Here is a 12125-nt window from a genome sequence, read left to right as displayed (position 1 = left end):
TCAATGGGATTCATTTGGAGCTTAGCGGCATTTATCATTGCAATAGGTGTGCTGATTACAGTACACGAATTTGGTCATTATTGGGTCGCTCGCCGTTGTGGTGTTTATGTTGAGCGATTTTCTATTGGGTTTGGTAAAACGCTCTGGCGTAAAGTCGATAAACACGGTACCGAGTTTGTATTGGCGCTGATCCCTCTAGGGGGTTATGTCAAAATGCTTGATGAGCGTGTTGGTGAAGTTGCACCAGAACGTAGGCATCTTGCGTTTAACAATAAAACAGTTGGGCAACGAGCTGCCATTATTAGTGCAGGTCCGCTAGCGAACTTTTTACTAGCTATTGTTGTCTACTGGATTGTGTTTATGATTGGGATTCCATCCGTGCGCCCTGTCATCGAGGATATCAAGCCGGGTTCTATTGCAGCTCAAGCAAATTTTGAGCCTAAAATGGAACTAAAATCGATCGATGGTATCGAAACACCTGATTGGAATTCTGTTCGTTTAGCCTTAGTGGGTAAAATTGGTGATCGGGAATTTACTGCACAAGTTTTGCCTCAAGGATATAATGAGCCAGTTTCAAAAACGGTAGACTTGACCTCTTGGCAATTTGATCCTGAAAAACAAGATCCAATTTTGTCGATTGGCATTATGCCAGTATCTGCCAAGGTAGACCCTGTCATCCTCAAAGTGACTGAAGGCTTAGCAGGTGCTCGTGCCGGTTTAAAACCGGGAGATAGAATTATTAGTGTTAACGGAGAAGCTCTGGATATTTGGAATCCAGTAACGAAAATTATTCGGACTAATCCGGGGACACCACTGAAATTAATCGTAGAAAGAAATCAGCAACAAGTGCCTTTAACATTGACTCCGGATAGCCAAGATGGAAAACGAGGAGAAAAAGTTGGGCTTGCTGGCGTTGAATTATCAGTGCTACCGTTAGCTGATGAGTATAAAATGGTGCAGGAGTACGATCCGTTATCTGCACTATTTCAAGCTAGCGATAAGACTTGGCAGTTAATGAAACTGACAGTCAATATGATGGGTAAATTAGTTGTTGGGGATGTCAAACTCAATAACTTGAGTGGTCCGGTATCTATCGCGAAAGGCGCGGGGGTTTCGGCTGAATCAGGCTTGGTATATTATTTGATGTTTATTGCGCTGATTAGCGTAAACCTAGGCATCATCAATTTATTTCCATTGCCTGTGTTAGATGGGGGGCACTTACTCTTCTTATTAATTGAAAAAATTAAGGGAAGCCCAGTGTCTGAGCGAGTTCAAGACTTTAGTTTTCGGATAGGTGCAATGGCATTGATTCTGTTAATGGGACTTGCACTTTTTAATGATTTCTCTCGCTTCTAATTTTTGAAAGCTTGGGACCAGTAAGGAATACGCATAACAACGATGGCGATGAAAAAGTTGCTCATAGCGTCGCTGCTTTTAGGTAGCGCCACTGCATACGGTTCAGACGGATTCGTAGTTAAAGACATTCGTTTCGAAGGTCTACAACGCGTCGCCGTTGGTGCAGCATTATTGAACATGCCTGTTAGGGTCGGTGATTCAGTTGATAACGACGATATTAGTCGTTCAATCCGTTCATTATTCTCTACTGGTAACTTCGAAGATGTTAGGGTCCTGCGTGATGGAAACACGCTGATCGTTCAAGTTAAAGAACGACCAACCATCGCAAGTATCACTTTTACAGGCAATAAATCTGTAAAAGATGACATGCTGAAGCAGAACTTGGAAGCATCAAATGTCCGTGTGGGTGAAGCATTAGACCGCACTAAAATTGCGAATATAGAGAAAGGTTTAGAAGACTTTTACTACAGCGTTGGTAAATATAATGCGACAGTAAAAGCGGTGGTAACTCCATTGCCACGTAACCGTGTCGATTTAAAATTTGTGTTCTCTGAAGGCGTATCTGCAAAAATTCAGCAGATCAACATTGTGGGTAATAAAAATTATCCAACCGCAGAATTGGTGAATAAACTCCAATTACGTGACGATGTGCCTTGGTGGAACTTAGCGGCTGACCAAAAGTATCAGAAGCAAAAACTGGCGGGTGACTTAGAAACTTTGCGTAGTTTTTATCTTGATCGTGGTTATGCCCGTTTTAATATCGATTCCACTCAAGTGAGCCTGACGCCAGACAAAAAAGATATTTATATTACAATTAATATTACTGAAGGGGATCAATACAAAATCTCCGGAGTTGAAGTTAATGGTAATACGGCAGAGCATTTAGCGGACATCAAAGAGTTAATCACGATTACACCGGGTGAATTATACAACGGTGCTCAAGTGACTCAGATGGAAAACAAGATTAAAGATCTGTTTGGTCGCTATGGCTACGCATATCCGCGTGTAATGACTCAGCCTGAAATTAATGATGCAGATAAAACGGTTAAGTTGCATGTCAATGTGGATGCCGGTAACCGTTTCTATGTTCGCCAAATTCGTTTCCAAGGTAACGATACCAGTAAGGATTCTGTTTTACGCCGTGAAATGCGTCAGATGGAAGGTGCTTGGTTAGGTAATGATCTTGTCGAATTAGGTAAAGAACGTCTGAATCGTACAGGTTTCTTTGAAACGGTAGATGTTGAAACTCAACGTATTCCTGGCAGTGCTGACCAAGTTGATGTCATTTATAAAGTTAAAGAGCGTAACACGGGTTCTATGAACTTTGGTGTTGGTTTTGGTACTGAAAGTGGCGTGAGTTTCCAAGTCGGTGTGACTCAGGATAACTGGTTAGGTACAGGTAATGCGGTTGGTATTAACGCGAGCCGAAACGACTACTCAACCAACGTAGAATTTTCAATGACTGACCCTTACTTCACCGTTAACGGAGTGAGTTTGGGTGGGCGTATTTTCTATAACGACTTTAGCGCTAAAGATGCGGATTTATCAGGCTATAACAACAAAACCTATGGTCTTGATAGCTTCTTAAGTTTCCCATTCAATGAAAATAACTCATTCCGTGTTGGTGCGGGTTATGTTCATAACGATTTATCTGACATGCGAGCTCAAGCCGCAATGTGGGATTACCTCGATTCAATGGGGCAAAATCCGCCTGTCACAGCAGATGGTCGTAATAAAGAAAGCTTTAGAGCCGATGACTTTACATTGAACGTTGGTTGGACATATAACTCCTTAAACCGTGGTTTCTTCCCAACATCGGGTAATAAAACCAGCGTTTCAGGTAAGGTTACAGTCCCTGGTTCTGATAACGAATACTATAAACTGCGTTTTGATACCGCACATTATTACCCAATAAATGATGATGAAACTTGGGTTGTGTTAGGTCGCGCACAAGCGGGTTATGGTGATGGTATCGGCAGTAAGCAAATGCCATTCTATGAGAACTTCTATGCGGGTGGTTCCAGCTCTATTCGTGGTTTCCGTTCGAATAACATTGGTCCTAAAGCCGTTTACTTGAAATCAGTCAATGGTGTGGCAGTTCCAGAGCCAGGCAGCCCATCGAGCGATGCGGTTGGTGGTAATGCAATGTATACAGCATCATTTGAGCTGATTACACCAACACCATTTATTGACGAAAAATATGCGAATACGATCCGTACCTCACTGTTTGTGGATGCGGGTACGGTTTGGGATACCAATTGGAATAGTATTAATCCAGAGTGGCGTAAAGGCATGCCTGACTACGGTAATGCAACCAATGTCCGTGTATCTACGGGTCTTGCTTTACAGTGGATTTCGCCGCTTGGACCTCTGGTCTTCTCCTATGCGCAACCTATTAAGGATTACGAAGGCGATAAATCAGAACAGTTCCAATTTAATATTGGTAGAACTTGGTAAGTACCCAGTCTCTATCGAACTAAGCCCTCATATCGAATGAGGGCAACCAAAATTTCCAGCCATAAGAATGGGTTAAGGAGTTTAGTGTGAAAAAATTGTTGTGTGCAGCGGGTGTGAGTATTGCTTTAGCAATGTCTGCGGGTGCTTATGCTGAAAAAATCGCTATCGTAAACGTTGGTGAAATTTTCCAGAAGATGCCAGCACGTGAATCCGTTGCTAAACAGCTTGAAAGTGAATTCAAAAGTCGTGCAACTGAATTGCAAAATCTGGAAAAAGATCTGCAATCACGCGTAGAAAAACTGCGTCGTGATGGTGCGACAATGAGCACAAGCGAGCGCGAAAAGCTGGAAAAAGAGCTAATCACTAAACGTGACCAATTCGCTGAAAAAGCGCAGAAGTTTGAAGAAGACAACCGTCGTCGTCAATCTGAAGAGCGCAATAAAATTCTGAGCCGTATCCAAGATTCTATTAAATCTGTTGCTGCGAAAGAAGGCTATGATGTTGTTATCGATGCAAACGCAGTTGCGTATGCAAAAGATGGTATCGATATCACTAGTCAGGTTCAAAAGCAGGTTAAATAATAGATGTCTTCAATTCGATTAGCTGATTTAGCTCAGCAGTTGAATGCACAGTTACACGGTGATGGCGATATCGTCATCACCGGTATCGCACCGATGTATTCAGCTAACAGTCAACAGATTACTTTTTTATCTGATAGTCGTTACAGTGACAAGTTAGTAGATTGTCAGGCTGCGGCTGTTGTATTGACTGAAAAAGATCTGAGCGCTTGTAAGGTTGCTGCACTGGTTGTAGATAACCCTTATCTTGCTTATGCGCGTATGGCGCAAATTATGGATACAACGCCAGCGCCTGCTGAAAATATCCATGCATCAGCGGTGATCGCTGATGATGCCCAATTGGGTCAGAATGTTGCAATTGGCGCAAATGCCGTTATCGAAAGTGGTGTTACACTGGGTGATAACGTGATTATTGGCGCGGGTTGCTTTATTGGTAAAAATACACGAATTGGCGCAGGTACTCGTTTATGGGCCAATGTCAGTGTGTATCATGATGTTGAGATTGGTGATCACTGTTTGATCCAATCAGGTACAGTAATTGGCTCTGATGGTTTTGGGTACGCAAATGATCGTGGCAACTGGATCAAAATTCCACAATTAGGCACTGTGATCATTGGATCCCGCGTCGAAATTGGTGCTTGTACAACGATTGACCGTGGCGCATTAGATAACACAGTCATTGGCAATGGGGTTATTATCGATAACCAGTGCCAAATTGCGCATAATGTAACAATAGGCGATAATACCGCAGTTGCTGGTGGTGTTATCATGGCCGGTAGTTTGAAAATTGGTCGCTATTGTATGATTGGCGGAGCCAGTGTTATCAATGGTCACATGGAAATTTGTGACAAGGTTACCGTAACAGGAATGGGAATGGTTATGCGACCAATCACTGAGCCGGGAGTTTACTCTTCAGGTATTCCTTTACAACCTAATAAAACTTGGCGAAAAACTGCTGCTTTAGTTTTAAATATCAATGAGATGAATAAGCGTCTAAAAACACTGGAACGTGAATTAGATAGCCAAAATCAAAAAAATCAGTAATCATTTGGTAATTCGGGCTAAAATAGCTTTAGAGTTACGTTTTTTCCGGCCTGCCTGTTGGTCCTTTATAGGGTCAAAGCAGGCCGATTCATTAATTAGATTGTATTAATAGACAGGAAGAGTATTTCGATGAGTGATAATCATACTCTGAATATTGAAGAAATTTTAGAACTACTTCCGCACCGTTACCCATTCCTTTTGGTTGACCGTGTTTTGGATTTCGAAGAAGGTAAATCTTTGCGCGCGGTAAAAAATGTCTCCTTTAATGAGCCATTTTTTCAGGGACACTTTCCTAGCAAACCAATCTTTCCGGGTGTTTTAATTTTAGAAGCAATGGCTCAGGCAACAGGTATCCTTGCATTTAAAAGTGTAGGAAAATTGGAGCCAGGTGAATTGTATTATTTCGCAGCAATAGACAATGCACGCTTTAAACGTCCCGTTCTACCAGGAGATCAAATGATCCTGGAAGTTGAATTTATCAAAGAACGTCGCGGTGTTGCTCGTTTTAAAGGTGTTGCAAAAGTTGATGGAGAAGTGGCCTGCGAAGCAGAAATGATGTGCGCCCGTCGCCGTGAGGTCTGATATGATTGACAAAACTGCCTATGTTCATCCCTCATCTATTGTAGAAGATGGAGCTGTTATTGGAGCCAATGTTCATATTGGCCCTTTTTGCTATATCGGCGCTAATGTTGAAATTGGTGAAGGTACAGAGCTAAAATCTCATGTTGTTGTCAACGGGCACACCAAAATTGGCCGTGACAATGTGATATTTCAATTTGCTTCTATTGGTGAAATTAACCAAGACCTGAAATACCAAGGCGAGCCAACACGCGTAGAGATTGGTGACAGAAACCGTATTCGTGAAAGTGTGACTATCCATCGAGGAACCACCCAAGGTGGTGATCTCACTAAGATTGGTAATGACAACTTATTGATGGTTAACGTCCATATTGCTCATGATTGCATTATTGGCAACCGCTGTATTATTGCTAATAACGGAACTTTAGGTGGTCACGTCACATTAGGTGATTTCGCCATTATTGGTGGTATGACCGCAGTGCATCAATTTTGCCAAATTGGCGCTCACGTTATGGTGGGTGGATGTTCTGGGGTTGCTCAAGACGTACCTCCGTATGTTATCGCACAAGGTAACCATGCAACACCATTCGGCTTAAACCTAGAAGGTCTTAAGCGTCGTGGTTTTGAAAAAGAATCCCTGCATGCAATTCGTAATGCGTACAAAACGTTATATCGTTCAGGGAAATCTTTAGAAGAAGCGCGAGAAGAAATTGCAGAAATGGCAAAAACCGATGAACACGTCAAAGTGTTTAGTGATTTCCTTGAAGAATCAGCACAGTCTAAACGCGGAATTATTCGTTAATTTTTGTTGTTGCAGATGAAAAATGAGATTAGGCCTTTAATAAGGAGCGAATTTTGGTGAATAGCAACCGCCCACTTACTATTGGCCTTGTTGCCGGAGAAACGTCTGGCGACATCTTAGGTGCCGGATTGATTCGTGCATTAAAACAGCAAGTACCCAATGCCCGCTTTGTTGGTGTTGCCGGTCCACTCATGCAAGCTGAAGGTTGTGAAGCTTGGTATGAAATGGAAGAACTGGCGGTCATGGGAATTGTTGAAGTCCTCGGTCGTTTACCTCGCCTATTGTCTATTCGTAAAGATTTAACTCAGCGTTTTACTGAATTACAGCCTGATGTCTTTGTTGGAATCGACGCACCGGATTTTAATATTACCCTTGAAGGTAAATTGAAATCGACAGGCATTAAAACTATTCATTATGTCAGCCCATCTGTATGGGCATGGCGTCAAAAGCGAGTATTTAAAATTGGTCGTTCGACAAATTTAGTCCTGGCTTTTTTACCCTTTGAAAAAGCTTTCTACGATCGTTTTGATGTCCCTTGTCGTTTTATCGGACATACTATGGCAGATGCGATTGCACTCAATCCGGATAAACAAGCGGCACGAGAACGTTTAAATATTCCTGCTACCAGCAAGTGCTTAGCCTTATTACCGGGAAGCCGCCATTCTGAAGTGGAAATGCTCAGTGCTGATTTTTTAAAAACCGCTACACTTTTAAGTAGCCACTTTACTGATTTACAGATAGTGGTTCCGTTGGTTAATCAAAAAAGGCGTCAGCAATTCGATGAGATAAAACAGCAGGTTGCCCCAGAACTTAACGTTCATATTTTAGATGGGCAAGCGCGAGATGCGATGATGGCTGCTGATGCTACCTTGTTAGCATCGGGTACTGCTGCATTAGAATGCATGTTGACTAAATGTCCGATGGTTGTTGGGTATCGAATGAAGCCATTCACGTTTTGGTTAGCTCAGCGTTTAGTGAAAACCCCCTATGTTTCTTTGCCTAATTTATTGGCAGGAAAGGAAATCGTTAAAGAATTGCTTCAAGATGAGTGCCAACCAGAACAGCTTGCTGCTCAATTACTTCCCTTATTAGAAGGGGGAGAGCAAGTGGACGCATTGAAGCAGACGTTCTTACAATTACATCAGTTGATCCGCTGTGATGCGGATAAGCAAGCGGCTGATGCAGTACTAGATTTGGTTAGAAATTAATGGAATTTATATACCCAAAAGCCAACTTAATTGCTGGTGTTGATGAAGTGGGTCGCGGACCGTTAGTCGGTGCGGTTGTGACTGCCGCTGTTATTCTTGATCCGAACAACCCCATTGAAGGCTTAGCAGACTCAAAAAAACTCACAGAAAAAAACGTGAGAAATTATTTGATGAAATCAAAGAAAAAGCGCTCTGCTGGTGTCTTGGGCGAGCGGAACCAAATGAAATTGATGAGTTAAATATTCTGCATGCAACTATGCTAGCCATGCAAAGAGCCGTTGCTGGTCTATCTATCACGCCGGAGTTTGTTTTAGTTGATGGAAATCGTTGTCCTAAATTATCAGTGCCATCCCAAGCAGTCGTGAAGGGAGATAGTTTAGTGCAGGAAATTAGCGCAGCATCCATTCTTGCTAAAGTAGTGAGAGACAGGGAAATGGTGGAATTAGATAAAGTATTCCCTGAATATGGATTTGCTAAACATAAAGGTTATCCAACCGCTTATCACTTAGAAAAGCTAGCTCAATTTGGAGCGACTGAGTTTCACCGCAAAAGCTTCGCGCCAGTACGACGAGCGTTAGACATTAAATAGTCAGTTAAAAAATAGGTATCAGGTTAATGGCTTCTCCTCGTTTTATTCATCTACGCGTTCATAGCGACTATTCCATGATCGATGGACTGGCTAAAACCGGTCCTTTGGTCAAAAAAGTGGCTGAAATGGGCATGCCTGCGCTTGCCATCACCGATTTTACTAACCTATGTGGGTTAGTAAAATTTTATGGTGCGGCGCATAGTGCGGGTGTTAAGCCAATTATTGGTGCTGACTTCTACATGGAAAGTGAGCAGCTTGGTGACGATGTTGCTCATTTAACTGTACTGGCTCGCAATAATGAAGGTTACCAAAATCTTACATTATTGATTTCAGAAGCGTATCAAAAAGGCTATGGCGCCATTGGTCCGACAATCCACCGTGATTGGCTTGTGAAGCATAAAGAAGGGCTAATTCTCCTTTCTGGTGGCCGTAAAGGGGATGTGGGGCAGTTCTTACTGCGAGGAAACCAAGCGCTAGTCGATGAATGCATCGAGTTCTACGAAACACACTTTCCCGGTTCATACTACCTCGAATTAATTAGAACGGGTCGACCTGACGAAGAGAGTTATTTACATGCCGCTATAGAATTAGCGACGCTGCGCGGGTTGCCTGTTGTAGCCACGAATGAAGTCTGTTTTATCGAGAGCCGTGATTTTGATGCTCACGAAATTCGTGTGGCAATTCATGATGGCTTTACTCTTGTTGATCCTAAACGTCCAAAAAATTATAGTCCTCAGCAATACTTACGTTCTGAAGAAGAGATGTGTGAGCTATTTGCTGACATCCCAGAAGCGTTAGAAAATAGTGTAGAGATTGCTAAGCGCTGTAACGTCACTATCCGTCTTGGCGAGTATTTTCTCCCTAAATTCCCCACAGGGGATATGGAAACCGAAGACTATCTGGTCATGTGCTCGAAAAAAGGGCTCGAAGAGCGGTTAGAATTTTTATTCCCAGATGAAAAAGAGCGGGCGGTAAAACGGATTGAATATGATGAACGTTTGGATATTGAGCTGAATGTTATCAACCAAATGGGATTCCCCGGCTACTTCCTGATCGTGATGGAATTTATCCAATGGTCAAAAGATAATGGCGTACCTGTAGGGCCAGGACGAGGTTCCGGTGCGGGATCTTTAGTCGCTTATGCACTGAAAATTACAGACTTAGACCCATTAGAATTAGATTTACTGTTTGAGCGTTTTCTAAACCCTGAGCGGGTTTCTATGCCTGACTTCGATGTGGACTTTTGCATGGAAAAACGTGACCAAGTGATTGATCACGTAGCTCAAATGTATGGGCGTGATGCCGTATCCCAGATTATTACTTTTGGTACCATGGCTGCAAAAGCGGTTATCCGGGATGTGGGGCGTGTACTAGGGCATCCGTACGGTTTTGTCGACAGAATCTCTAAATTAATCCCACCGGATCCAGGGATGACGCTGGAAAAAGCGTTTGAGGTTGAACCTCAACTCCCTGAAATTTATGAAGCGGATGAAGAAGTTAAAGCGCTGATTGATATGGCGCGCAAGCTTGAAGGTGTGACTCGAAATGCGGGTAAGCATGCGGGTGGGGTAGTCATTGCCCCTACTAAAATTACGGATTTCGCACCGCTATATTGTGATGCGGAAGGAAACAACCCTGTTACGCAATTTGATAAAAACGATGTCGAATATGCGGGCTTGGTTAAGTTTGACTTCCTAGGGTTACGTACTTTAACCATCATTAACTGGGCATTGGAAATGATCAATGCTCGACGCGCGAAGAAAAACTTAGAACCGATTGATATCGCAGCTATTCCATTGGAAGATAAAAAAAGCTTCGATATGCTACAGCGATCAGAAACGACGGCGGTATTCCAATTAGAATCCCGCGGCATGAAAGATCTGATTAAGCGACTACAGCCAGACTCCTTTGAAGACATGATTGCCCTTGTGGCATTATTCCGCCCAGGTCCACTGCAATCAGGGATGGTGGATAACTTTATTGACCGTAAACATGGTCGTGAAGAAATATCGTATCCTGATGTGAAGTGGCAGCATGAATCATTAAAACCTGTTCTAGAACCAACTTATGGTATTATCTTGTACCAAGAACAGGTTATGCAGATTGCTCAGGTATTAGCGGGTTATACCCTCGGCGGGGCGGATATGCTGCGTCGTGCTATGGGTAAAAAGAAACCTGAGGAAATGGCGAAGCAGCGCTCTGTTTTCAAAGATGGTGCTATTAAAAATGGCATAGATGGCGAGCTTTCGATGAAAATCTTTGACTTGGTAGAGAAATTTGCCGGTTATGGATTTAACAAATCTCACTCAGCTGCTTATGCATTAGTTTCTTACCAGACATTATGGTTAAAAGCCCATTATCCCGCTGAATTTATGGCGGCAGTAATGACTGCGGATATGGATAATACCGAAAAAGTGGTTGGGCTAGTCGATGAATGCTGGCGGATGGGCTTAAAAGTATTACCACCAGATATCAATAGTGGCTTATATCACTTCCATGTGAATGATGAAGGTGAGATAGTTTACGGTATCGGTGCTATCAAAGGGGTCGGTGAAGGCCCAATTGAAGCGATCATTGAAGCTCGTCAGCAAGGCGGGATCTTCAAGGAAATCTTTGATCTTTGTGCTCGAGTGGATATCAAGAAGATCAACCGCCGTGTGATGGAAAAACTGATCATGGCGGGGGCTTTTGATCATTTAGGTCCACATCGTGCGGCTCTAATGTCTTCTCTTGAAGATGCATTAAAAGCCGCAGACCAGCATGCGAAAGCAGAAGCTATCGGGCAAGGAGATATGTTCGGCGTATTAGCGGAAGCCCCTGAACAAGTTGAAAGCTCGTATGCCAGCGTACCTAAATGGCCAGAGCAAGTCGTGCTTGAGGGGGAACGTGAAACTCTGGGCTTATATTTGACAGGGCACCCAATAACGCGCTACTTAAGCGAGATTGAGCGTTATACTAATGGCTTGAGATTGAAAGATGTGAACCCAACCCCTCGTGGTCAAGTGACAACTGTGGTAGGTTTAGTGCTCTCAGCGAAAGTTATTACCACAAAACGTGGAAACAGAATTGGGATTTGCACCCTTGATGATCGTTCCGGTCGTCTGGATATTATGTTATTTTCAGATGCACTGGATAAATATCAACATATGTTGGAAAAAGATAATATATTAATTGCCACCGGTCAGGTCAGCTTTGATGATTTCAACGGTGGTAATAAAATGACAGTGCGCGAATTAATGGATATTGGAGAAGCAAGGGAAAAGTATGCTCGAGCTCTTGCGATATCACTGTCAGATAAACAAATTAACGATCAATTATTGAATCGGCTTCGTAGCGCCCTTGAACCTCACCGTTCAGGGACGATCCCGGTTCATATGTATTATCAGAAGGATGATGCCAGAGCTAAACTTAAGTTTGGCGTTGTTTGGCGTGTGACACCCGTGGATCCCCTTCTGAACGACCTTCGAACTCTGCTGGGTAATGAGCAGGTAGAATTAGAATTTGACTAAAAT

Annotated in this window: 8 protein-coding genes and 1 pseudogene; all 9 read left to right on the top strand. The window is 43.0% G+C overall.

The window, feature by feature from the left end; translation table 11 throughout:
- The first annotated feature begins 3 nt into the window (after window positions 1-3).
- The 9 genes and pseudogenes from rseP (at window position 4) to dnaE (ending at window position 12122) form a co-directional block, all read left to right on the top strand.
- On the top strand, window positions 4-1356 hold the full coding sequence (rseP, locus tag EL244_RS13830) for a sigma E protease regulator RseP (protein ID WP_126461642.1): 1353 nt from the start codon (window positions 4-6) through the stop codon (window positions 1354-1356).
- Window positions 1357-1398: 42 nt separating this feature from the next.
- Entirely contained in the window at window positions 1399-3813 is a 2415-nt protein-coding gene (bamA, locus tag EL244_RS13825; protein ID WP_006814039.1) for an outer membrane protein assembly factor BamA, read from the top strand.
- Between the two features lie 86 nt (window positions 3814-3899).
- Window positions 3900-4394, top strand: coding sequence for a molecular chaperone Skp (gene skp / locus EL244_RS13820; RefSeq protein WP_006814038.1), 495 nt, complete (start codon window positions 3900-3902; stop codon window positions 4392-4394).
- Window positions 4395-4397: 3 nt separating this feature from the next.
- A complete protein-coding gene (gene lpxD, locus EL244_RS13815) occupies window positions 4398-5435 on the top strand; it encodes a UDP-3-O-(3-hydroxymyristoyl)glucosamine N-acyltransferase (RefSeq protein ID WP_126461639.1) in 1038 nt (345 codons plus the stop codon).
- Between the two features lie 129 nt (window positions 5436-5564).
- Window positions 5565-6017 carry a 3-hydroxyacyl-ACP dehydratase FabZ gene (gene fabZ / locus EL244_RS13810; RefSeq protein ID WP_006658399.1) on the top strand — a complete coding sequence of 151 codons (453 nt, stop codon included), beginning with the start codon at window positions 5565-5567 and terminating at the stop codon, window positions 6015-6017.
- A 1-nt stretch (window position 6018) separates the two neighbouring features.
- The gene (gene lpxA, locus EL244_RS13805) at window positions 6019-6816 is read left to right on the top strand and encodes an acyl-ACP--UDP-N-acetylglucosamine O-acyltransferase (RefSeq protein ID WP_126461636.1); all 798 of its coding nucleotides are present in this window, start codon (window positions 6019-6021) and stop codon (window positions 6814-6816) included.
- A gap of 53 nt (window positions 6817-6869) precedes the next feature.
- Window positions 6870-8024 (top strand): lipid-A-disaccharide synthase, encoded by a 1155-nt coding sequence (lpxB, locus tag EL244_RS13800; RefSeq protein ID WP_126461633.1) that lies wholly within the window; start codon window positions 6870-6872, stop codon window positions 8022-8024.
- Window positions 8024-8613: pseudogene (rnhB, locus tag EL244_RS13795) on the top strand (ribonuclease HII). Before lpxB ends, rnhB begins: the two are co-directional and overlap by 1 nt.
- A gap of 26 nt (window positions 8614-8639) precedes the next feature.
- Window positions 8640-12122, top strand: coding sequence for a DNA polymerase III subunit alpha (gene dnaE / locus EL244_RS13790; protein ID WP_126461630.1), 3483 nt, complete (start codon window positions 8640-8642; stop codon window positions 12120-12122).
- Window positions 12123-12125: the final 3 nt, after the last annotated feature.

Source organism: Providencia rustigianii (assembly GCF_900637755.1).
Classification (GTDB): Bacteria; Pseudomonadota; Gammaproteobacteria; order Enterobacterales; family Enterobacteriaceae; genus Providencia; species Providencia rustigianii.
The sequence above is the reverse complement of the archived record's forward strand: the minus strand, read 5'-3'. Positions and strand labels throughout refer to the sequence as shown.